Genomic DNA, 21308 nt, shown 5'->3' with positions numbered 1-21308 from the left:
GATCGGGTGGAGCCACGGACTATGTCAGAAATCTTTAAAAGCAGTGCCACGCTTTCCGATGCGCCAGTGCCGGTTAGTGTGGCGGGCATTGCCATCATTGCCACCCGCTGCCTGAGCGTCCTGATGCTGGCCAATGAGCTGGGCTACAGCGAAATCGCCAACTTTGTTCACCGCAGCGCCCAGTCCTGGGACTCTACGCTTATCTTTATCGCCAGCCAGCTGATCTTTCTGTTTGAGCTGCGCTGCGCCTTTACCCTGATGCGCGGCAGTAATGCCGGACGCTGGGGCTATGTGGCAACCCAGGTGCTCGTGCTGGGCTACATGCTGGTGGCCTCGCTGGGCTGGATCTACCCTGAGATTTTCAGTATCGACGGCGACAACAACGTCCAGATTATTCACCACACCCTGACGCAGAAAATCCCCGATCTGCTGGTGCTGATGCTGCTGTTTCTGCCTGCCAGCAGCCGCGCTTTTTTCAGAAAGCGGTGATACAATCGCGCTCCGCCCGACCCGATCGTTAAGGCTTTACCATGCACTGCGCGCTTTATGACGCCAACCGTTGCCGCTCCTGTCAGTGGCTCGACAAACCCTATTCCACTCAGCTCAGCGACAAACAGTCACTGCTGGAACAGCTGCTGGCTGAACAGCCGGTCGCGGCCTGGTTGCCGCCGGTGGTATCACCGCAGCAGGCGTTCCGTAATAAAGCAAAAATGGTCGTCAGCGGCAGCGTTGAGCGTCCGGTGCTGGGCCTGTTGTCCCGGGAGGGGGAGGCGGTCGATCTGTGTGCGTGCCCGCTCTATCCGGACAGTTTTCAGCCCGTCTTTGCCGCACTGAAACCTTTTATCGCGCGTGCCGGGCTGACGCCCTATAACGTGGCGCGCAAGCGTGGAGAACTGAAGTTTCTGCTGATTACCGAAAGTCAGCAGGGCGGTATGATGCTGCGCTTTGTCCTGCGATCGACGGCGAAGCTGGAACAGCTGCGCGCGGCGTTGCCGTGGCTGCAACAGCAGCTGCCACAGTTGAGGGTCATCTCTGCCAACATTCAGCCGGTACATATGGCGATTCTGGAGGGCGATGAGGAGATAGCGCTGACGCCGGATCAGTCGCTGGCGGAGAACTTCAATGGCGTGCCGCTCTGGATCCGTCCGCAGAGTTTCTTTCAGACCAACCCGCAGGTTGCCAGCACGCTTTATGCCACTGCCCGCGACTGGGTCCGCGCACTGCCGGTCAACAGCATGTGGGATCTCTTCTGCGGCGTGGGCGGTTTCGGTCTGCACTGCGCGACACCGGCGATGCAGCTGACCGGGATTGAGATCAGCGCCGAGGCGATTGCCTGCGCTCAGCGCTCCGCCGCGATGCTGGGGCTGGAGAAGGTGCAGTTTGCGGCGCTGGATTCGACGGCGTTTGCCACCGGGCGGGACGCGGTACCGCAGCTGGTGCTGGTCAATCCGCCCCGTCGCGGGATTGGCGAGGCGCTGTGTGACTATCTGAGCCAGATGGCACCCGATTATCTGCTCTACTCAAGCTGTAATCCGCAGACTATGGCGCAGGATATCGCCCGACTGAGCGCGTATGAGATCACGAAGGTGCAGCTCTTCGATATGTTTCCTCATACCGCCCATTTTGAGGTGCTGACGCTGTTAACCCGCCGCCAGCAGCCGTAGAGCGCGGAGGCGGGCGCTGCGATCGGGGACTTACTCCGGGAACCACTTCTGATTGAGCTGCTGCCAGCTGCCGTTAGCTTTCAGCGCGGCGAGCGCCTGGTTAAACTCATCGCGCAGCGCCGTATTGCCCTTACGTACGGCAATGCCAAGGCCGGTGCCAAAGTAGTCCGTGTCGGTCACATGCTCACCGACGGTAGCCAGCTCCGGATTGCTCTTCAGCCACTGATTCACCACCGCGCTGTCGCCAAATACCCCATCCAGCCGGCCACTCTTCATGTCGAGAATCGCATTCTGGTAGCTGTCATAGGCCACCACTTTCACTTCCGGATGTTTTTCCTGCAGGTACTTCTGGTGCGTGGTGCCGTTTTCCACGCCGATGCGCTTGCCTTTCAGGTCGCTGAAGTGACTGAACTGGCCTTTACGGGCGATCACAATCGCTGAGTTCGCATAGTAAGGCTGGGTAAAATCGACCTGTTTGCTGCGCTCTGCGGTGATATCCATGCCGGAGATGACCGCGTCATAGCGGCGGAACTTCAGGGAAGGGATCAGGCTGTCGAAGGCGTTATTGGTAAACGTACACTCCGCTTTCATCTGCTGACAGAGCGCTTTAGCCAGATCGATATCAAAACCGACCAGGTTATTTTCCCCGTCGAGAGATTCAAACGGCGGATAGGTGGCGGAAGCGGCGAAGCGAATTTTTTCCGCTGCCTGAGCGGTGATCGCCAGTGACGCCAGCGCCGCGGCAATAATCCATTTTTTCATTGTAAAAATCCTGTGTTGTGGTCAGCCAGAGAAGGCGATACCCTGCCACAGATTGAATGATTATGCAATTATTGTGATTTTCCAGGCGGGAAGGGCGAGCGAGCTCGCCCGGGGATCAGTTGCGCCTTTCAAAGGCCAGCGCACGCCTTTCGATCAGTCGCATCATCAGCGTCAGCAGACCGTTCACGCAGAGATAAATCAGGCCGGCTGCGGCATAGACGGTGATGTCATAGGTCCGGCCATAGAGCAGCTGACCGTGGCCCATCACTTCCATCAGGGTGATGGTGTAGGCCAGTGAGGTGCCTTTGAAGACCAGCACCACCTCATTAGAGTAGGAGGAGAGGGCGCGTTTAAATGCATAAGGCAGAAGAATACGCAGAGTATCTTTTCGGCGCATGCCGAGCGCCGCACACGACTGCCACTGCCCGGCAGGGATCGCTCGCACGGCACCGTAGAAGAGCTGGGTGGTATAGGCTGCGCTGTTCAGCGACAGGGCCAGCATCGCGCAGAGCCAGGGCTGTGAGAGTAAATGCCACAGCCAGGGGATCTGCTGAAGCGAGGGAAACTGTCCCGGCCCGTAGTAGATCAGGAAGATCTGCACCAGCAGCGGGGTGCCGGTAAACAGCGTAATAAATCCTTTTACCAGCGGCGAAAACAGCGGGGTTTTCAGTGACAGCACCACGGTGAAGAGCAGCGCAAGCAGCAGGGCCAGGATCAGCGAGGCTGCGGTGAGCGTCAGACTGGTGTGCAGCCCTTTCAGGAGTTCAGGCAGGTAAGCCAGCATTAGCTGTTCCCCCGTTCAAAGCGGGTAGTGCGCAGTTCGATGCGGCGCAGTACCGCCTGGCTGAACAGCGTAATCACTAAATAGATTGCCGCCGCCACAAGGAACCAGGTAAAGGGCTCCTGGGTGCGGGTAGCGATACTTTTGGTCTGCAGCATCAGATCGTTAACGCTGATCAGCGAAACCAGGGCGGTATCTTTCAGCAGAACCAGCCACTGATTGCCCAGACCGGGCAGGGCGTGACGCCACATCTGCGGCATAATCAGCCGCAAAAAAATGGCCGATTTTTTCATGCCCAGCGCCTGGCCCGACTCCCACTGGCCGACCGGAACCGCTTTCAGCGCGCCGCGCAGCGTTTGTGAGGCGTAGGCGGCATAGAGCATCGCCAGCGCAATCACGCCACACAGGAACGGACTGACATCGAAGTTCTCAATCTGCATCTGCACCGGCAGCTGAAACAGGCCGAAGTTAAGCGTGAAGCCGTCGGACAGGGTCAGGAGCAGCTGAGAGGCACCGAAATAGATAAACAGCACCACCAGAATTTCCGGCAGGCCGCGAATCAGGGTCACCAGGCCGGTGCCGATCCACGCCAGCGGTCTGAGGCGCAGTGACTCCCAGCCAGCAAACAGCATCGCCAGCACGAGGCCAGCGATGAGAGCACAAACGGCAAGGCCGACGGTCATACCGGCGGCGCTTGCAAGGGTCATCATTTCATTCATCAGAGATTACTGCTGGAACCATTTGCTGTAGATGGTTTTGTACGTCCCGTCAGCTTTGATCTTATCCAGTGCGCCGTTGAATTTGCTCTGCAGCTCGGTGTTACCGGTGCGCACCGCGATGCCCAGGCCGGTACCAAAGTAGGCTTTGTCCGTTACTTTGTCACCGACAGCCGCCAGCGCAGGGTTCTGCTTCAGCCATTCGTTGACCACGGCGGTATCACCGAACACGGCATCAATACGGCCATTTTTCAGATCCAGAACGGCATTCTGATAGCTGTCGTAAGGCACAGTGGTAATTTCGCTGTGTTTTTCCGTCAGGTACTTCTGATGGGTGGTGCCGTTCTGAACGCCTACACGCTTGCCTTTCAGCGCCTCAACGCTGGCCACTTTGCCTTTCTGGGCAACAAACAGCGCTGAGTTGTCATAGTAAGGCTTGGTGAACAGGACCTGCTTTTCACGCTCCGGAGTAATATCCATGCCGGCCATCACCGCATCAAAGCGGCGGAACTTCAGGCTTGGGATCAGGCTGTCGAACGCCTGATTGGTAAAGGTGCAGGTTGCGTCGATCTCTTTACAGAGCGCATTGGCCAGATCGACATCAAAGCCCTGAATCTTATTGTCCGCATCCACAAACTCAAACGGAGGATAGGAGGCTTCGGTCGCAAAACGAATCGTCTGCGCCGCCGTAGCGGTCAGGCTAAAACCAGCGAGCAGTGCAGCAAGTACCATTTTTTTCATTTTTAGCATCCTGACTTAGTGCGAAAGATAGTGAGCAAACGCCTCGGTTTGCGGCTGTGTAAAGCGGCTGGCATCGCCCTGTTCCACAATATGACCGTTCTCCATGTAAACCACGCGGCTGGCGGTTTTACGTGCCACTTCCACTTCATGGGTCACGATCACCTGCGTGATACGGGTCTGCGCCAGTTCGCGAATAATTGAGACAATCTGTGCGGTAATTTCGGGATCCAGCGCGGCGGTTGGCTCATCGAACAGCAGTACCTGCGGCTCCATCATCAGCGCACGGGCAATCGCCACGCGCTGCTGCTGACCGCCGGAAAGGTGGAGCGGAAAGCGGTCGCTGTAAGGGGTCAGACGCAGCCGGTCAAGCAGCCGGTCGGCGCGGGCGCGGGCATCGCTCTTGCTGAGCCCCAGCACCCGGCAGGGCGCTTCCATCAGATTCTGCAGCACGGTGAGATGCGGCCAGAGATTATATTGCTGAAAGACCATACCCACGTTCTGACGCAGCTCCCGAATCGCGGCATCGGAAGGCTTCTGACTGAAGTCGAACTGATTACCGGCAATCTGCAACTGACCTGAACGCGGCTGCTCCAGCAGGTTGAGGACCCGCAGCAGGGAACTTTTGCCCGCGCCGCTGGGGCCCAGCAGCACCAGGGTCTCGCCCTGAGGGCACTCAAGGTTGATGTCGAACAGCGCCTGATGAGCACCGTAGAAGCAGTTTATTGCGTTTAGTTGAATACTCATGCGCCAGATTTGAATAGCTATTAGTGCCGCGGATTTTAACGTCACCAGAATAGTTATGCAATTCAGGCGGGTTAAAATTTGTAAAACAGGGGGTAAACAGCAAAAGCTTAGCAGAAAATCATGCCCTGTCCGGGGGCTGACGGGGGGGCTGGCAGGGTGCAGAGATAAAAAAACGCGGCAGTGAGGCTGGCCGCGCTTCTCATGACTGTCTGATCTATTTTCGCGTTTTTTCCAGCATCTGGCTCAGGCTGCCACCGTCGGCATGCGCAGGATTTCCCATGTAGCGCACGTCATCCACCACCCAGCAGCTGCCCTGATGGATCATCAGCACTTCATCCTGCCACTGACGGTTGTCACGGCTCAGGTCAACCCGCAACGGAATGTTTCGCGCATCGCGGTTCGGAATCGTTGAGGCATCGGCCACGCTGGCGGCCGTCGGACCCTGCGAGAGGCTGGAGAAGATATCGCCATTGCGCCACTGCGCACCGGCGTTGCTGCCGCTGGCCGCCTGTAACGCGCGATAAAGCGCGTCGCTCAGGTAGGGACGGTATTTCGCCAGCGTGTTGCTGTCGGGCAGTCCCGGCACCGGCTGTTCGATCCGCAGGTCATAAAACTGCTGAGCGACCTGGTCAGGACCGCCCTCAATGCAGGGCGCGGTTCGCGGCCCATTATCCTTAATCACGGGCTCCACGGTGGTACAGGCGCTGAGCAACAGGGCTGCCGGGATCATCAGCGCAAACGCATTGTTTCTCATCTCGATTTCCTTATGGTTCTCTGGCAAGGTGCCTTTTTTAGCATAGAGTATAGCCATGCTTTTTAGTCGATAGAGCCTTAGTCCGGTTTTCAACAAGGAGAATGCGATGAAATTTTCAACCACCCCAACTCTGGAAGGTCACAGCATCAGCGACTATTGCGGCGTAGTCACCGGTGAAGCGATTCTGGGTGCCAACATCTTCCGTGATTTTTTTGCCGGGATCCGCGACGTGGTCGGTGGCCGTTCCGGTGCTTATGAGAAAGAGCTGCGCAAAGCGCGCGAGATCGCTTTTGACGAGCTGGAAGCGCAGGCGAAAGCGCTGGGCGCCAACGCCGTGGTCGGCATCGACATTGATTACGAAACGGTGGGCAAAGAGAGCAGCATGCTGATGGTCAGCGTCACCGGCACGGCGGTGATCCTGCGTTGAGACGCCTGCTGTTGCTGCTGACGGCGCTGCTGCTGGCCGGCTGCCAGACCGGCATAGAATCCCGCGACGGCTACTGGGCCGACCTGCGGCATCCGGCACAGGGTGCGCGCCCACGGGTGAAGGTGATCGTGATCCACTACACCGCCGAAGACTTTTCGTCGTCGCTGGCAACGCTGACGGATCGGGAGGTCAGCGCACACTATCTGATCCCCCGTCAGCCGCCACAGCGCGCCGGGAAAGGGATTATCTGGCAGCTGGTGCCGGAGCAGCAGCTGGCCTGGCACGCCGGGCCCAGCTTCTGGCGCGGGGCCAGCCGTATCAATGACACCTCGATAGGTATTGAACTGGTGAACCGGGGCTATCGCCGCACGCCGACCGGTCTCGAATGGCAGCCCTTTACGGTTGCACAGATGACGGCGCTGGAGGCGCTGCTGCGGGATATTGCCCGGCGTTACGCGATCCCACCGGAAAATATCGTCGGCCACAGTGATATCGCGCCGCAGCGCAAGCAGGATCCGGGGCCGTGCTTTCCCTGGCAACAGCTGGCGCAGCGCGGACTCGGTGCCTGGCCGGATAGCCGTCGGGTGCAGTTCTGGCTGGCTGGCAAGGCGCCGCACGCGGCGGTGCCCGCGGATCAGGTTCTGACCCTGTTAAGCCGCTACGGCTATCCGGTGAGTGACGGGATGAGCGCGCGTGAGCAGCAGAAGGTGATTGCCGCCTTCCAGATGCATTTCCGGCCCGCGGATTATCGTGGGCTGCCCGATGCTGAGACGGCTGCGATAGCCGCCGCGCTGCTGGAACGCTATGGCGCGGCGCCGTAGCCGTTACTGCTGCAGAAACGCCTTCCAGTGTGCGACCACCTGTTCCAGCGCGGCACGATCCGTATCCAGATGGGTGACCAGACGGGTGCGGGTGCCCGCGCTGATTAATACCCCACGCGCTTTCATCCACTCGCCCAGCGGCCTGACCTGCGCCTCCGGCACGGCAACAAACAGCATGTTCGTCTGCTGCTCAATGACGTTGACACCCAGCTCATGCAACTGCTCACCCAGCCAGGCCGCATTGTCATGATCCTCCTGGAGCCGCGCCACGTTGTGTTCTAACGCGTAAAGGCCGGCTGCCGCCAGAATGCCCGCCTGACGCATGCCGCCGCCGGTCATTTTCCGCCAGCGACGTGCGCGCTCAATCAGCGCCGTGTCGCCGCACAGCAGGGACCCCACCGGTGTCCCCAGACCTTTCGAGAGACAGATAGTGAGACTGTCGCAGTAGCGGACAATCGCCGCCAGCGTAGTCTGCTGCGCCACCACCGCATTAAAGATCCGTGCGCCATCAATGTGCAGCGCCAGCTGATGCGCGCGGGTAAAGGTCCAGGCCTGTTCCAGATAAGCCAGCGGCAGCACTTTGCCGTGATGGGTGTTCTCCAGACTCAGCAGACGGGTGCGGGCAAAGTGAATATCATCCGGCTTGATAGCGGCCGCCACCACGTCGAGCGGCAGGGTACCGTCCTCACTGGCCAGCACCGGCTGGGGCTGAATACTGCCCAGCACCGCCGCGCCACCCGCCTCATATTTGTAGTTGTGCGCCTGCTGACCCACGATATATTCATCGCCACGTTCACAGTGGCTCAGCAGCGCCACCAGGTTTGCCTGGGTACCGGTCGGAAAAAAGAGCGCGGCGGCTTTGCCGCTGAGTCGAGCCGCCTCCGCCTCCAGCGCATTCACGGTCGGATCGTCACGGTAGACATCATCACCGGTTTCGGCAGACATCATCGCGTTCAGCATGGCGGCGCTGGGCCGGGTCACGGTATCACTGCGTAAATCGATCACCTTATGCTCCTGAACGTAGCGGAAGACAAAAAAAAGGCGGGCATCGCGCCCGCCTGGATGGAACCCCTGTTTTACCGCAGCCAGTTGGTTTTCGCCAGTTCTACCACTTCATCCCCGCGACCGTTCATAATGGCGCGCAGCATGTAGAGGCTGAAGCCTTTGGCCTGCTCCAGTTTGATCTGCGGCGGCATCGCCAGCTCCTCTTTGGCGGTGATGACATCGACCAGCACCGGCCCGTCATGAGCAAATGCCTGCTCCAGCGCGCCATTGAGTTCTGACGCTTTCTCCACCCGGATCCCTTTGATGCCGCAGGCCTGAGCGATGGCGGCAAAGTCGGGATTGTCCAGTTCGGTGCCGTCGGTCAGGTAGCCGCCCGCTTTCATCTCCATCGCCACAAAGCCCAGCACGCTGTTGTTGAAAATCACCAGCTTCACCGGCATTTTCAGCTGCGCCAGCGAGATAAAATCGCCCATCAGCATGCTGAATCCGCCGTCACCACACAGGGCCACCACCTGACGATTCCGATCGATGGACTGCGCGCCCAGCGCCTGCGGCATGGCGTTTGCCATTGAGCCGTGGTTAAACGATCCCAGCAGGCGACGTCTGCCGTTCATCTTCAGGTAGCGCGCCGCCCAGACGGTAGGCGTGCCGACGTCACAGGTGAAAATCGCATCCTCGCTGGCGTAATGGCTGATCTGCTGCGCCAGATATTGCGGATGGATAGGCTGTTTGTCATTGGGCTGTGCCAGCTCATCCAGACTTTTCCTCGCCTCACGATAGTGCTTAACGGCGCTGTCGAGATGGGTACGATCGTTTTTGTGCGTCAGCTGCGGCAGCAGCGCCTGCAGGGTGGTTTTCACGTCACCGACATAGGCCTCATCAACGTGACAATGCGATCCCAGGCTGCCGGGATTGATGTCGATCTGGATGATGCGCGCCTTTTCCGGATAGAAAGCGCGATAGGGGAACTGGGTACCCAGCAGCACCAGCGTCCCGGCGTTCATCATGGCGTGGAAGCCCGATGAGAAGCCAATCAGACCGGTCATCCCGACATCATAAGGATTATCATATTCCAGGTGTTCTTTGCCGCGCAGCGCATGCACGATAGGGGCTTTCAGCGCTTCGGCCAGCGCGACCACTTCCTGATGTGCTCCGGCACAGCCACTGCCGCACAGCAGCGTAATGTCGCTGGCGTCGTTCAGCGTACGGGCCAACTGAGCCAGTTCGGCAGGCTGTGGCAGAACCTGCGGCAGCTGCGGTGGATACCACTCGGTGCGGGCGCTCTCCGGCGCTGGCTGCAACGCGATATCGCCGGGTAAGACCACCACCGAAACCCCCCGGTTCAGGATCGCTTTACGCATCGCGATGCCCAGCACCTGCGGTAACTGCTCCGGATTGGAGACCAGCTCGCAGTAGTGACTGCATTCGCGGAACAGCTCCTGCGGATGGGTTTCCTGAAAATAGCCGCTGCCGATTTCGCTGGAGGGGATGTGCGCGGCAATCGCCAGCACCGGCACGCGGTTGCGGTGGCAATCGAACAGACCGTTGATGAGATGTAAATTGCCTGGCCCGCAGGAGCCGGCGCAGACCGCCAGTTCGCCGCTGATGTGCGCTTCTGCGCCCGCCGCAAACGCCGCCACCTCTTCATGGCGCGTCGGCATCCATTCGATGGTGCCCATGCGATTAAGGCTGTCACTCAGGCCGTTCAGGGAGTCCCCGGTGACACCCCAGATGCGTTTTACGCCCGCGCTTTCCAGCGTTTTGGCGACCAGCGCCGCCACGGTTTGTTTCATGCTTTTCTCCTTTGTCGGCTCGCCCTGATGTATGACGTGACCAGAACTGAAAAAAGAAGCGTAGACGACACGGCAGAAAAGCAGGCGTGAAAAAATGCGCTGGCAGAGCCGGGGGCCGTGCAGAGGACGGGCCACTTTTCGCTTCTGACCCTGTTCCCTGCGCGTTGCGCTTATTTATCGCGGCCAGGTAAATGGTGACCTGCGCATTTCAGACAGGGTTCAGGCAGAGAAAAGGGCGATCAGAATCGGGGCCAGCAGGCTCATCACAAAGCCGTGCACGATGGCCGCCGGGACAATCTCATTGCCGCCCGCCCGCTGCAGCACCGGCAGGGTAAAGTCCATGGAAGTGGCGCCGCACAGGCCCAGTGCGCTCGAGCGATGGCGGCCAATCAGCGCCGGTATCAGCATGATCGCCACCAGTTCACGGACCAGGTCGTTGAAGAAGGCGGCACTGCCGATGACCGGGCCAAAGGCTTCGGTCATCAGGATCCCGGAGAGGGAGTACCAGCCAAAGCCGCTGGCCAACGCCAGACCGGTTTTCAGCGGCACGCCAAGCAGCAGCGCGGCGATCACGCCGCCAGCCAGCGCGCTGACCAGCACCACGCTGGCGACCAGCAGGCCGCGACGGTTCAGGATAATCTGGCGCAGCGTCATCCCACTGCCGCGCAGCTGAATACCGACCAGGAACAGCAGAAAGATCAGGGCATATTCGCTGGCCGTCGAGGCGTGATGCAGCAGCGGCCACTGCGTCAGGCCGAGCAGAAAACCGATTACCACCACGCCGCAGAGCTTCAGCGAGTCCAGCGCCATATGCAGCCGCGACGGCAGCTTCTCCTGCCGATGCGCATGCTGCCAGGGGGCATATTTTTCCAGTCCGCGCAGTGCCAGCAGGTTACAGATCAGGATGCAGAATGCGGCCACCAGCGCAGTGTGAAACACCGCCAGCAGGTTGCTGCTGAGGTTGTCGAGAAAGGCCAGGCTGATGCCCATAAAAAACAGAATGACGTAAACCATCCAGCCCAGAAGCTGGTTGACCCGGCGCAGGGTCGCAGTCTGTCGGAAGGGTAACAGCCAGCCCGCCACCAGCGGCAGCAGAATAATCAGAAGTCCGGAGTACATAACAGCAGGTTCCATCCCTGGGAAATGAGGCGACAAGCTAACGAAAAAGGGTGACAGAGTAAACCCCGAAAACGCGGCTTGACCGGCTGGCTTACGGCAACCATGCTTCTTATAAACTGAGGATGGACGCCTGTGATTCTGGAACATATCGATATTCGGGGTTTCCGCGGCATCAATAAGCTTTCACTGCCTTTGACCCGGATCAACCTGTTGATTGGTGAGAACGCCTGGGGCAAATCCAGCCTGCTGGATGCCCTGAGCCTGTTGCTTTCGCCGCATCAACCGGCGCACATTTTTACGCCCGCCGATTTTCACTTTACCCCGGGCGAGGCGGACGATCCGATGCGCCGTCTGTCGGTTCGGTTTCACTTTCGCGACGATGAGCGCGACGCCGATGAGCTGTTCGCTCCCTTCTGGCAGCGTGACGCTCAGGGACAACGCAGACTCTTTTACCGCGTCAGCGCCATCTGGCGTGATAGCGGTATTGAAACCCAGCGCCGTTTTACAGACGCTGACGGTCAGCTGTTGCCTGAGCCGGGCTGTGCCGGGGCCATCGATCGGTTGCTGAAACGTCATCCGGTTCTGCGACTGCGCGATGCGCGTTTCAGCAAGCGGACCCGGGGGAGTGCGCCGCTGGATTCTGCGCATACCCCGTTGCTGGCGGGGATGGAGTCGCTGGCGCGCGATCTGGCGCGCCATCCACAGCAGCTCAGCGATGAGGCGCTGCGGCAGGGACTAAAGACCATGCAGCAACTGATGCAGCACTACTTTCAGGTGCAGACGCCGGAAACCGGTCAGACGGCGCGGCCGCGGGATGGGCAGACGCGCGACGGCGGGCAGGGCTGGCGGGCGCTGGATCACCTCAACCAGCTGATTGCCGGAACGGACTCCCGCAGCCGCCAGCTGATCCTGCTGCAGATCTTTACCCTGCTGATCGCGGCGCGGGGCGATCTGCCTCTTGCCGCCGATGCCCGGCCGCTGCTGCTGATTGAAGACCCGGAAACCCGGCTGCACCCGATTATGCTCTCGGTAGCGTGGAACCTGCTGAGGCTGCTGCCGCTGCAGAAAATTGCCACCACCAATTCCGCTGAGCTGCTGTCGCAGGTGCCGGTGGAAAATGTCTGCCGTCTGGTGCGTGAATTGTCGCGCGTAGCGGCCTGGCGCATCGGTCCGGAAGGACTGAGTGCCGAAGAGAGTCGGCGTATCGGCTTTCATATCCGTGTCAACCGTCCTGCGGCGCTGTTCGCCCGCTGCTGGCTGCTGGTGGAGGGGGAGACCGAAGTCTGGATCATGAATGAGCTGGCGCAGCAGTGTGGCTACAACTTTGCGGCTGAAGGGATCAAAGTGATTGAGTTTGCGCAGTCCGGCCTCAAGCCCCTGCTGAAGTTTGCCCGGCGTATGGGCATCGCCTGGCATGTGCTGACCGATGGCGATCAGGCGGGGCATAAATATGCCGCCACGGCGCGCAGTCAGTTGCAGCCGGGTGACGCGGAGCCGCGTTTTCTGACGCAGTTACCGGCGCTGGATATGGAAAATTTTCTTTATCAGCACGGCTTCCAGGAGGTTTATCATCAGATGGCGCACCTGCCGTTAAACGTTCCGATGAGTTCCAGGCGTATTATTACCAAAGCGATTCACCGCAGTTCCAAACCTGAGCTGGCGATTGCGGTAGCCTCATCGGCGGCAGAGCGCGGGCCAGAGGCGATTCCGCCACTGATGCGGCAGATGTTTGCCCGGGTTATCCGGCTGGCCCAGGGGCAGGCCGACTGAATGCCCCTGGAAATGAAAATGCCAGCGGCACGGGCTGGCATTTGGGTCCACCGTTCACAAGGGGAGAAGTGTCAGGCCACAACCTGCACCTCAACGGGGACGATGAGGCTGGCGTGATTGCCTTTCGGACCTTCATGAACATCGAACTGAACCTGCTGGCCTGCCTTTAGCGTTCGGTAGCCCTCCATCTGAATGGTGGAGTAGTGCGCAAAAATATCGTCGCCGCCTCCGATCGGACAGATAAAGCCAAAGCCTTTGGAATTATTGAACCATTTTACGGTGCCCGTCTCCATGCTTTTACTTCCCTCGCAAGACATTTTATAAGTAGGTGAGGTCTCAGACGCTGTGAGTCAGAGTTGATTAAAACTCAATCAGCCTGTGCAGGTAGAATGTAGAGAAAGCGCCGCTGGCGTCAAGCAAACCACCGGGCCAGGTGGGGAAAAAATCATCAAAATTTGAGGCAGTTAACGCTATTGCGAATTTTGTGATGCAGGTCGCGCGAGGAAATTTCTGAATAAATTTTCAGCAGCGGCCAGCGGCTTGACAGACATGTTAAACTCTCAGGATGTAGCGACGTAAAAGCTCAAAGCGAAATCTCAACGGAACACTATGGCAAACACAAACGACTGGCTTAATTTTGAACATCTGGCCGAAGACAAAGTACGCGAAGGGTTAAAGCCGCCTTCAATGTATAAAGTCATTCTGAATAATGACGATTATACACCTATGGAATTTGTTATTGACGTTGTACAAAAGTTCTTTTCTTATGATGTTGAACGTGCAACGCAGCTGATGTTGAAAGTTCACTATCACGGCAAGGCGATCTGTGGTGTATTTACTGCAGAAGTCGCCGAAACAAAAGCGGCCCAGGTGAACAACTATGCGCGGGAAAATCATCATCCGTTGCTGTGTACGCTGGAAAAAGCCTGAACACGTCTCCATATAGGAAACTGGTAAGGGCGATAATTGGGGGAGGTGCCTAATGCTCAATCAAGAACTGGAACTCAGTTTAAATATGGCTTTCGCCAGAGCGCGTGAGCACCGTCATGAATTTATGACCGTCGAGCATCTGTTACTGGCATTGCTCAGTAACCCGTCGGCCAGAGAGGCACTGGAAGCCTGTACGGTGGACCTTGTGGCTCTAAGGCAGGAACTCGAAGCCTTCATCGAACAAACCACGCCGGTGCTGCCCGCCAGCGAAGAGGAGCGTGATACCCAACCGACGCTCAGCTTCCAGCGCGTTCTGCAGCGTGCGGTTTTCCATGTCCAGTCATCCGGTCGCAGCGAAGTCTCCGGCGCGAATGTGCTGGTCGCCATTTTCAGCGAGCAGGAGTCGCAAGCGGCCTATCTGTTACGCAAACATGAAGTCAGCCGCCTTGATGTGGTGAATTTCATCTCTCACGGTACGCGCAAAGATGAGCCGGGCCAGGCGCCAGGCGCAGAAAATCCGGTTAACGAAGAGCAAGCAGGCGGGGAGGAGCGTATGGAAAACTTCACCACCAATCTTAATCAGCTTGCTCGCGTCGGTGGGATCGATCCACTGATTGGTCGCGATAAAGAGCTGGAACGTACCATTCAGGTGCTGTGCCGTCGCCGTAAAAATAACCCGCTGCTGGTGGGGGAATCCGGTGTCGGTAAAACCGCCATTGCAGAAGGTCTCGCCTGGCGCATCGAGCAGGGCGACGTGCCGGAAGTGATGAAAGAGTGCACCATCTACTCGCTGGATATTGGTTCGCTGTTAGCTGGCACCAAATACCGGGGTGACTTTGAAAAACGGTTCAAAGCGCTGCTGAAGCAGCTGGAGCAGGACGAACACAGCATTCTGTTTATCGATGAGATCCACACCATCATCGGTGCAGGGGCTGCGTCCGGTGGCCAGGTCGATGCGGCCAACCTGATCAAACCCCTGCTTTCCAGCGGCAAGATTCGGGTGATGGGTTCTACCACCTATCAGGAGTTCAGCAACATCTTCGAAAAGGATCGTGCGCTGGCGCGTCGTTTCCAGAAGATCGATATCACGGAGCCATCTGTTGATGAGACCGTGCAGATCCTGAATGGACTGAAAACCAAGTATGAAGCGCATCACGATGTGCGTTATACCGCGAAAGCGGTGCGCGCCGCCGTGGAGCTGGCGGTGAAATATATCAACGACCGTCATCTGCCTGACAAGGCGATTGATGTCATTGATGAAGCGGGGGCGCGTGCGCGCCTGATGCCTGCCAGCAAGCGCAAGAAAACCATCAATGTCTCCGACATTGAAACCGTGGTTGCGCGTATTGCCCGTATTCCGGAGCAAAGCGTCTCTGCAACTGATCGCGATACGCTGAAAAATCTGGGCGACCGTCTCAAAATGCTGGTCTTTGGTCAGGACAACGCCATTGAGGCGCTGACTGAAGCGATCAAAATGAGCCGCGCAGGTCTGGGTCAGGATCGCAAGCCAGTAGGTTCCTTCCTGTTTGCCGGACCAACTGGTGTCGGCAAGACAGAAGTGACCGTGCAGCTGGCGAAAGCGCTGGGTATTGAGCTGCTGCGCTTTGATATGTCCGAGTATATGGAGCGTCACACCGTCAGTCGTCTGATTGGTGCGCCTCCGGGATACGTCGGCTTTGATCAGGGCGGCCTGCTGACGGATGCCGTTATCAAGCATCCTCATGCGGTGGTGCTGCTGGATGAGATTGAGAAAGCGCACCCGGATGTGTTCAACCTGCTGCTGCAGGTGATGGACAACGGTATGCTGACCGATAACAACGGACGCAAAGCGGACTTCCGCAACGTGGTGCTGGTCATGACGACTAACGCCGGTGTGCGTGAGACGGAACGTAAGTCGATTGGCCTGATTCATCAGGACAACAGCACCGACGCAATGGAAGAGATCAAAAAGATCTTTACGCCAGAGTTCCGTAACCGTCTCGACAACATCATCTGGTTCAGTCACCTGTCACCAGAAGTGATCCATCAGGTGGTCGACAAGTTTATTGTCGAGTTGCAGGCGCAGCTGGATGCCAAAGGCGTGTCGCTGGAAGTCAGTGATGAAGCCCGCGACTGGCTGGCGGAGAAGGGTTACGACAAGGCGATGGGCGCACGTCCGATGGCGCGTACCGTGCAGGACAGCCTGAAAAAACCATTAGCCAATGAGCTGCTGTTTGGTTCGCTGGTGGATGGTGGCTCGGTATCCGTGGCGCTGGATCGTGAGAAAGGTGAACTGACCTATCACTTCCTGAGTGCGGAAAAACGGAAAACTGAAGGCACGGTGCATTAATCGCCTGCTGCAGATGTGAAAAAGGCCGGATAATTATCCGGCCTTTTTTTTCGCTGCAACCTGAAGGGCGGCGAAATTAATGTCTGTTAGCGACTACGGAAGACAATGCGGCCTTTGCTCAGGTCGTACGGGGTCAGCTCAACGGTCACTTTGTCGCCCGTCAGGATGCGGATGTAGTTTTTGCGCATTTTACCGGAGATATGAGCAGTAACCACGTGTCCGTTCTCAAGTTCTACGCGGAACATGGTGTTAGGTAACGTATCCAGTACGGTACCTTGCATTTCAATATTGTCTTCTTTGGCCATCGAATCCTCTGGGTGTACTACCTTTCAGTTGAACCGGCAAGATAATGCCCAATTCAACGATTTATGTAAAGAACCGTCGGCGATTTTGCCAACGCTTTGCCGGGGGTGCTCGTCAGTGGCGGGCATCCGGTAAAATTAGGGTGTTTATGTGGCGTCTGCGGGGGATTAGCGGGCTAAGAATCTGTATCAACCGGTTACACGCGCACGATTGAAAACAGTTCCGAGAGTGCGTTGAGATTCCCAGCCTGGCAATTCCGGCTCGTTATTGCGAAGCGCGGACGACATACCAAACCCGACTATTATACCACTTAACCGTCTTTATGTGTGCAAAACATCTCGGGGTGACTAAAAAAGGGTCTGAGTCTGCCAGCAGCCTTCGCTGACTGGCTGGCTGGCAAAGTTCTGGACATAGTGCAGATAGTCACTGCGGGGGATCTCCTGCGCGCCCAGCGAGGCGGTGTGCGGGTTAAGCACCTGGCAATCGACCAGACGCCCCTGATGGCGGATGAAATGCTGGCAAAAGACTAACAGCGCGGTTTTCGAAGCATTCTGCTGGCGGCTGAACATCGACTCGCCGCAGAAAATCTGTCCCATCGCCAGCCCATACATGCCCCCCACCAGCTGATGTGCGTCCCACACCTCAATGGAGTGGGCGTGGCCCAGCTCATAGAGTCGCAGCCAGGCGCGCTTCATTTCAAACGTGATCCAGGTGCCTTCTTCGCGTCCGCTGGCGCAGCCCTCGATCACCTCGGCAAACGCCTCATTCATCGTGACGCGATAGGGCGACTGGTTATGGAAACGCTTCATGCTGCGGCTGAGATGAAACTGCTCGGGCAGAAGAACCGCGCGGGGATCGGGTGACCACCACAGGATAGGATCGCCGGACGAAAACCACGGGAAGATGCCGCGCTGATACGCATTCAGTAACCGGGCAGGGGAGAGGTCGCCCCCCATGGCCAGCAGGCCATTCGGCTCACGCAGTGCCATTTCAGGAGGCGGAAATTGCAGAGATTCCCGTGACAGTTGTATCAGTCTCATCGCGATAGGTTACTCATCAGCATTTCGCTAAGACTATAGCGCAATCCGTTGCCGGAAACGCCAGTAGCGACCCGCTTTTGAGATTAATTCGCAATGGCTGCCCTGCTCGACAATCGTCCCGTTGTCCATCACACAGATGCGATCCATCTTTTCCAGACCACTCAGGCGATGGGTAATCATAATGACGGTTTTTCCGGCGGTCAGCTGCTGCAGCAGGGCGAGAATATGCTGTTCGGTGGTGGCATCCAGCCCTTCGGTGGGTTCATCCAGCAGCCAGAGATCGCCGTCGTGCAGTAATGCGCGCGCCAGCGCCAGCCGACGCAGTTCACCACCGGAAAGCGGCCGGCCGCCTTCGCCCATCCAGGCATTTAAGCCTTCCTGATTCTCCAGCAGGCGCTGCAGGCCAACCTGGCTCAGCACCTGATTCAGTTGCTCATCACTGGCGCCGGGAGAGGCCAGCAGTAAGTTATCGCGCAGGCTCTGACTGAAAAGATGCACCCGCTGAGTAACCACACTGATGCGCTGGCGCAGTGCTGATTCTGACCAGGCGGCGATCGGCAGATCGTTCAGGCGGATATCACCCTGCTGGCTGTTCCAGCCGCGGGTCAGCAGCGCCAGCAGGGTGGATTTTCCGCAGCCGGTGGGCCCGAGCAGTGCAATGTGTTCGCCCGCATCCACTTTAAGCGTAAATTGATCAAGCACCCGGTCTGGCCGATCGGGATAGCTGAAGTCGAGCCGATCGATATCGACGGTCAGGCTGCCGGGCCGGGCAGCGGAATGGGCCGGAAAGGTGATGGCAGGTGACTGATCGATAATGTCACTGACCCGCTGAGCCGCGGTGGTCACCTGAGACATCGGCAGAAAGGCGCCCGCGACCGGAGCCAGCGCCTCAAAGGCTGCCAGCGCGCAAAACACGACCAGCGCAATCAGCAAGCCGGGGAGTTGCTGCTGACTGACTGTTGCAGCCCCAAGCCAGAGCAGAAGTGTCACCGTCACGCCGCTAATCAGCAGCAGCAGGCTCTGCGCCAGGGCCTGCAGACGCTGCTGCTGGCTTTGCGACTGCTGCCACTGCTGTTCATCCTCATCCAGTCGCTGACGCCACGCCGGCGACGCACCGTATAACGTCAGTTCTGCCTGCGCCGTCAGCCACTGCATCAGCTGTAAGCGCCAGCGGGCGCGGCCACGCGCAATGGCGACGCCCGCGGGCCGGCCCAGGCGATAAAAGAGCGCGGGCATCACGATCAGGGTGACCAGCATGATGCCGCCCAGCGTCAGGGCCAGCCCGATGTCGATGAAACTCATGCCCGTAGTGACCACCACGATGACCACCAGGGCACCGGTCAGCGGCGAAATGACGCGCAGATAGAGATGATCCAGCGTGTCCACATCGGCCACAAAGCGGTTGAGCAGATCCGCCTGCCGGAACCGCAACAGCTGGCCGGGCGAAAGCGCCATCAGACGGCTGAAGGTGTGGAGACGCAGATGCTGAAGCACCCGGAAAGTCGCATCGTGACTCACCAGGCGTTCCGCATAGCGCGCCGCCGTACGAATAATGGCGGCGCCCCGCACGCCGGCCGCAGGCAGCATATAGTTAAAGCTGTAGAGGCCTGCCACGCCTGCGACGGATGAGGCGGCCAGAAACCAGCCAGACAGGGTCAGCAGGCCAATACTCGCCAGCAGGGTCGCAATCGCCAGGACGATGCCCAGCGCGAGGCGAAAAGGGTGGCGGAGCCAGAGACGAAGAAAGGGGCGCAGGGCGGACATCAGCGGATCTCCTGTTGACGATGTTGCAGCATCTCACGAAAAGCACCGGGCTGTTGCGACAGCGCCTGCCACTCTCCCTGCTGCACCAGCTTACCCGCCTCCATAACCCAGAGGGTCTGCCAGCGGCTCAGCGTATCAATCTGATGGGTAATCATCAGCGTGGTCTGTCGGGAGGCCGCCTGATTCAGCGCTGCCATTACGTGACGTTCGCTGAGTGCGTCCAGGCTGGCAGCGGGTTCATCAAGCAGTAAAAAATGCGACCTTTTGTAGAGCGCGCGCGCGACGGCGACCCGCTGCGCCTGACCCACAGAGAGCAGCTGACCACCCTCGCCGGGGCGGGTCCCGATGCCGTCGGGCAGACGCGGCAGGAACTCATTAATTCCGCACGCCTCCAGCAGCGCGGCAAATCGTTCCGCCTCCCAGGCTGCATTCATCACGATGTTGTCACGGAGCGTGGCGGCCGGTAGCTGAGGGTTCTGTCCTACCCAGCTGAGCTGCTGATGCCAGTCCGCCCGCTGCAGATCGCGCAATTCAACCCCGTTAGCCCTGAGCGATCCCCGGTAAGGCAGGAAGCCGAGCAGGGCGTTCATCAGCGCCGTTTTGCCAGCCCCGCTCTGACCGACCAGCGCAATCTGCTCACCGGCGGCGATGGTAAACGTGAGCGGGCCACACAGTACCTGACCATCCGGGGCGCAGACTTCCAGCTGGTCGGCGGTCAGCGAGAGGGAGCGATCGGCCGTGAAGGGGCTCTGACCCTGCTGAGGTGTGGCGGCTGGCGTAGCCTGCATAAACGTTTCGAGTGCATCGGCAGCGCCTACCGCCTGAGCTTTCGCATGATAAAACGCGCCGAGATCGCGCAGTGGCTGAAAAAATTCTGGCGCCAGAATCAGTACCAGAAAACCGGCGAACAGCGTTACGCCGCGGCCATAGTCGCCGAAATGCAATTCGCCCAGATAGGAGAAGCCAAAATAGACTGCCACGACGGCAATCGCCAGGGAGGCAAAAAATTCCAGTACGGCGGAGGAGAGAAAAGCGAGGCGCAGCACTTCCATGGTGCGCTGGCGAAAATCGGTGGTGGCGTCTGCCACTGCCTGCTGCTCTGCTGCACCCCGATAGAAGAGTCGCAGCGTCTCCCGGCCGCGCAGGCGATCCAGGAAGTTACCGCTCAGACGCGCCAGCACCAGGAAGTTCCGCCGGTTGGCTTCAGCGGCGCCCATCCCCACCAGCGCCATAAACAGTGGGATCAGAGGAGCAGTGGCAAACAGGATCAGACCCGCGGTCCAGTTGAGCGGAAAAATTGTCAGCAGAATGCAGCAGGGGATCAGCACTGCCAGCGTCATCTGCGGCAGATAGCGTGCATAGTACTCCTGCATCTCTTCAATCTGTTCCAGCAGCAGGGTCGCCCAGCTACCGGCCGGTTTACCCTGAATCCACGCCGGACCCAGCCCGGCGAGCCGGTCCAGCACCTGCTGACGTAACGCCTGACGGATCGCCTGCCCGGCACGATAGCCGGTCCGTTCACGGGCATAATTTATCAGGGCGCGCAGCACAAAGCAGAGCAGCAACAGCAGCAGGCTGGCCGTTACGGTTTCACGCGGCTGTTGCCCGATGATCAGCGTCTGAAGCAGTGAGGCCAGTAAACCTGCCTGGGCAATAATCAGCAGGGCACTGACGGTGCCCAGCAGCGTATTCAGGCGCAACCAGCGACCGCCGAAATGACGCTGCTGACGAAGCCAGCGGGTGAGATGCTGCTGCCGCGATTTATCCATGCGAGACCATGCTAAATGTCGATGACGGGGAGGAGAGGGAAAGGCACTTCCCTCCTTTCTGGCGCCAGAATCTAGC

Annotated in this window: 21 protein-coding genes; 7 read left to right on the top strand and 14 right to left on the bottom strand. The window is 58.7% G+C overall.

Annotated features, from left to right (window positions below):
• The first annotated feature begins 21 nt into the window (after nucleotides 1-21).
• Nucleotides 22-489, top strand: coding sequence for a YbjO family protein (locus OXR04_RS07340; protein ID WP_009091170.1), 468 nt, complete (start codon nucleotides 22-24; stop codon nucleotides 487-489).
• Nucleotides 490-530: 41 nt separating this feature from the next.
• Nucleotides 531-1664: a 23S rRNA (uracil(747)-C(5))-methyltransferase RlmC gene (gene rlmC / locus OXR04_RS07335; protein WP_267372471.1), complete on the top strand. Its 1134-nt coding sequence runs from the start codon at nucleotides 531-533 to the stop codon at nucleotides 1662-1664.
• 30 nt (nucleotides 1665-1694) lie between these two features.
• Here the strand turns inward: rlmC and OXR04_RS07330 are convergent, their stop codons facing one another.
• The 6 genes from OXR04_RS07330 to OXR04_RS07305 form a co-directional block, all read right to left on the bottom strand.
• Nucleotides 1695-2426 carry an arginine ABC transporter substrate-binding protein gene (locus OXR04_RS07330; RefSeq protein ID WP_046101507.1) on the bottom strand — a complete coding sequence of 244 codons (732 nt, stop codon included), beginning with the start codon at nucleotides 2424-2426 and terminating at the stop codon, nucleotides 1695-1697.
• 115 nt (nucleotides 2427-2541) lie between these two features.
• The gene (gene artM, locus OXR04_RS07325) at nucleotides 2542-3210 is read right to left on the bottom strand and encodes an arginine ABC transporter permease ArtM (protein WP_267372470.1); all 669 of its coding nucleotides are present in this window, start codon (nucleotides 3208-3210) and stop codon (nucleotides 2542-2544) included.
• Nucleotides 3210-3926, bottom strand: coding sequence for an arginine ABC transporter permease ArtQ (gene artQ, locus OXR04_RS07320; RefSeq protein ID WP_009091162.1), 717 nt, complete (start codon nucleotides 3924-3926; stop codon nucleotides 3210-3212). The genes artM and artQ overlap by 1 nt, the downstream gene beginning before the upstream one ends.
• 6 nt (nucleotides 3927-3932) lie before the next feature.
• The gene (gene artJ / locus OXR04_RS07315) at nucleotides 3933-4664 is read right to left on the bottom strand and encodes an arginine ABC transporter substrate-binding protein (protein WP_009091160.1); all 732 of its coding nucleotides are present in this window, start codon (nucleotides 4662-4664) and stop codon (nucleotides 3933-3935) included.
• A 15-nt stretch (nucleotides 4665-4679) separates the two neighbouring features.
• The gene (gene artP / locus OXR04_RS07310) at nucleotides 4680-5408 is read right to left on the bottom strand and encodes an arginine ABC transporter ATP-binding protein ArtP (protein ID WP_009091158.1); all 729 of its coding nucleotides are present in this window, start codon (nucleotides 5406-5408) and stop codon (nucleotides 4680-4682) included.
• A 214-nt stretch (nucleotides 5409-5622) separates the two neighbouring features.
• Nucleotides 5623-6162 carry a lipoprotein gene (locus OXR04_RS07305; RefSeq protein ID WP_009091156.1) on the bottom strand — a complete coding sequence of 180 codons (540 nt, stop codon included), beginning with the start codon at nucleotides 6160-6162 and terminating at the stop codon, nucleotides 5623-5625.
• Between the two features lie 106 nt (nucleotides 6163-6268).
• Here OXR04_RS07305 and OXR04_RS07300 point away from each other — a divergent pair, with 106 nt between their 5' ends.
• Nucleotides 6269-6589, top strand: a complete 321-nt coding sequence (locus tag OXR04_RS07300; protein WP_009091154.1) for a heavy metal-binding domain-containing protein — start codon at nucleotides 6269-6271, stop codon at nucleotides 6587-6589.
• Nucleotides 6586-7410, top strand: a complete 825-nt coding sequence (locus OXR04_RS07295; RefSeq protein WP_267372468.1) for an N-acetylmuramoyl-L-alanine amidase — start codon at nucleotides 6586-6588, stop codon at nucleotides 7408-7410. Before OXR04_RS07300 ends, OXR04_RS07295 begins: the two co-directional genes overlap by 4 nt.
• Nucleotides 7411-7413: 3 nt before the next feature.
• Here the strand turns inward: OXR04_RS07295 and ltaE are convergent, their stop codons facing one another.
• The 3 genes from ltaE to OXR04_RS07280 form a co-directional block, all read right to left on the bottom strand.
• The gene (gene ltaE / locus OXR04_RS07290; RefSeq protein WP_267372467.1) at nucleotides 7414-8415 is read right to left on the bottom strand and encodes a low-specificity L-threonine aldolase; all 1002 of its coding nucleotides are present in this window, start codon (nucleotides 8413-8415) and stop codon (nucleotides 7414-7416) included.
• Between the two features lie 71 nt (nucleotides 8416-8486).
• The gene (gene poxB / locus OXR04_RS07285; protein WP_150029741.1) at nucleotides 8487-10208 is read right to left on the bottom strand and encodes a ubiquinone-dependent pyruvate dehydrogenase; all 1722 of its coding nucleotides are present in this window, start codon (nucleotides 10206-10208) and stop codon (nucleotides 8487-8489) included.
• Nucleotides 10209-10427: 219 nt separating this feature from the next.
• Nucleotides 10428-11327 (bottom strand): lysine exporter LysO family protein, encoded by a 900-nt coding sequence (locus OXR04_RS07280; protein WP_140028285.1) that lies wholly within the window; start codon nucleotides 11325-11327, stop codon nucleotides 10428-10430.
• Nucleotides 11328-11459: 132 nt separating this feature from the next.
• Here OXR04_RS07280 and OXR04_RS07275 point away from each other — a divergent pair, with 132 nt between their 5' ends.
• A complete protein-coding gene (locus tag OXR04_RS07275; RefSeq protein ID WP_267372466.1) occupies nucleotides 11460-13097 on the top strand; it encodes an ATP-dependent endonuclease in 1638 nt (545 codons plus the stop codon).
• A gap of 71 nt (nucleotides 13098-13168) precedes the next feature.
• Here OXR04_RS07275 and cspD read toward each other — a convergent pair whose 3' ends face one another.
• Entirely contained in the window at nucleotides 13169-13390 is a 222-nt protein-coding gene (gene cspD / locus OXR04_RS07270; RefSeq protein WP_009091144.1) for a cold shock-like protein CspD, read from the bottom strand.
• Between the two features lie 316 nt (nucleotides 13391-13706).
• Between cspD and clpS the strand changes: the two genes are divergently transcribed.
• Nucleotides 13707-14027 (top strand): ATP-dependent Clp protease adapter ClpS, encoded by a 321-nt coding sequence (clpS, locus tag OXR04_RS07265; protein ID WP_003849318.1) that lies wholly within the window; start codon nucleotides 13707-13709, stop codon nucleotides 14025-14027.
• A 52-nt stretch (nucleotides 14028-14079) separates the two neighbouring features.
• Nucleotides 14080-16356 (top strand): ATP-dependent Clp protease ATP-binding subunit ClpA, encoded by a 2277-nt coding sequence (gene clpA, locus OXR04_RS07260; RefSeq protein ID WP_009091142.1) that lies wholly within the window; start codon nucleotides 14080-14082, stop codon nucleotides 16354-16356.
• Between the two features lie 86 nt (nucleotides 16357-16442).
• On the opposite strand, the gene infA is transcribed toward clpA, so the two are convergent.
• The 4 genes from infA to cydD form a co-directional block, all read right to left on the bottom strand.
• Nucleotides 16443-16661 (bottom strand): translation initiation factor IF-1, encoded by a 219-nt coding sequence (gene infA, locus OXR04_RS07255; protein WP_002211347.1) that lies wholly within the window; start codon nucleotides 16659-16661, stop codon nucleotides 16443-16445.
• Between the two features lie 345 nt (nucleotides 16662-17006).
• Nucleotides 17007-17699: a leucyl/phenylalanyl-tRNA--protein transferase gene (gene aat / locus OXR04_RS07250; RefSeq protein WP_033736359.1), complete on the bottom strand. Its 693-nt coding sequence runs from the start codon at nucleotides 17697-17699 to the stop codon at nucleotides 17007-17009.
• Between the two features lie 33 nt (nucleotides 17700-17732).
• Nucleotides 17733-19463 (bottom strand): cysteine/glutathione ABC transporter ATP-binding protein/permease CydC, encoded by a 1731-nt coding sequence (cydC, locus tag OXR04_RS07245; protein WP_267372437.1) that lies wholly within the window; start codon nucleotides 19461-19463, stop codon nucleotides 17733-17735.
• Complete coding sequence (gene cydD, locus OXR04_RS07240; protein WP_267372435.1) at nucleotides 19463-21232, bottom strand: cysteine/glutathione ABC transporter permease/ATP-binding protein CydD; 1770 nt, start codon at nucleotides 21230-21232, stop codon at nucleotides 19463-19465. Before cydD ends, cydC begins: the two co-directional genes overlap by 1 nt.
• Nucleotides 21233-21308 lie beyond the last annotated feature (76 nt).

The organism is Pantoea sp. GM_Pan_3 (assembly GCF_026541045.1).
In the GTDB taxonomy this organism is placed as follows: domain Bacteria; phylum Pseudomonadota; class Gammaproteobacteria; order Enterobacterales; family Enterobacteriaceae; genus Pantoea; species Pantoea anthophila.
This window is presented reverse-complemented; position numbering and strand designations above follow the sequence as displayed.

What these genes read in the sequence shown, in the direction of transcription:
- OXR04_RS07300 (WP_009091154.1), top strand. Translation starts at nt 6,269, where the DNA reads ATGAAATTTTCAACCACCCCAACTCTGGAAGGTCACAGCATCAGCGAC.
- artQ (WP_009091162.1), bottom strand. Translation starts at nt 3,926, where the DNA reads ATGAATGAAATGATGACCCTTGCAAGCGCCGCCGGTATGACCGTCGGC.
- artM (WP_267372470.1), bottom strand. Translation starts at nt 3,210, where the DNA reads ATGCTGGCTTACCTGCCTGAACTCCTGAAAGGGCTGCACACCAGTCTG.
- infA (WP_002211347.1), bottom strand. Translation starts at nt 16,661, where the DNA reads ATGGCCAAAGAAGACAATATTGAAATGCAAGGTACCGTACTGGATACG.
- poxB (WP_150029741.1), bottom strand. Translation starts at nt 10,208, where the DNA reads ATGAAACAAACCGTGGCGGCGCTGGTCGCCAAAACGCTGGAAAGCGCG.
- cydD (WP_267372435.1), bottom strand. Translation starts at nt 21,232, where the DNA reads ATGGATAAATCGCGGCAGCAGCATCTCACCCGCTGGCTTCGTCAGCAG.
- OXR04_RS07340 (WP_009091170.1), top strand. Translation starts at nt 22, where the DNA reads ATGTCAGAAATCTTTAAAAGCAGTGCCACGCTTTCCGATGCGCCAGTG.
- clpS (WP_003849318.1), top strand. Translation starts at nt 13,707, where the DNA reads ATGGCAAACACAAACGACTGGCTTAATTTTGAACATCTGGCCGAAGAC.
- artJ (WP_009091160.1), bottom strand. Translation starts at nt 4,664, where the DNA reads ATGAAAAAAATGGTACTTGCTGCACTGCTCGCTGGTTTTAGCCTGACC.
- cspD (WP_009091144.1), bottom strand. Translation starts at nt 13,390, where the DNA reads ATGGAGACGGGCACCGTAAAATGGTTCAATAATTCCAAAGGCTTTGGC.
- clpA (WP_009091142.1), top strand. Translation starts at nt 14,080, where the DNA reads ATGCTCAATCAAGAACTGGAACTCAGTTTAAATATGGCTTTCGCCAGA.
- artP (WP_009091158.1), bottom strand. Translation starts at nt 5,408, where the DNA reads ATGAGTATTCAACTAAACGCAATAAACTGCTTCTACGGTGCTCATCAG.
- cydC (WP_267372437.1), bottom strand. Translation starts at nt 19,463, where the DNA reads ATGTCCGCCCTGCGCCCCTTTCTTCGTCTCTGGCTCCGCCACCCTTTT.
- OXR04_RS07330 (WP_046101507.1), bottom strand. Translation starts at nt 2,426, where the DNA reads ATGAAAAAATGGATTATTGCCGCGGCGCTGGCGTCACTGGCGATCACC.
- aat (WP_033736359.1), bottom strand. Translation starts at nt 17,699, where the DNA reads ATGAGACTGATACAACTGTCACGGGAATCTCTGCAATTTCCGCCTCCT.
- rlmC (WP_267372471.1), top strand. Translation starts at nt 531, where the DNA reads ATGCACTGCGCGCTTTATGACGCCAACCGTTGCCGCTCCTGTCAGTGG.
- OXR04_RS07305 (WP_009091156.1), bottom strand. Translation starts at nt 6,162, where the DNA reads ATGAGAAACAATGCGTTTGCGCTGATGATCCCGGCAGCCCTGTTGCTC.
- OXR04_RS07280 (WP_140028285.1), bottom strand. Translation starts at nt 11,327, where the DNA reads ATGTACTCCGGACTTCTGATTATTCTGCTGCCGCTGGTGGCGGGCTGG.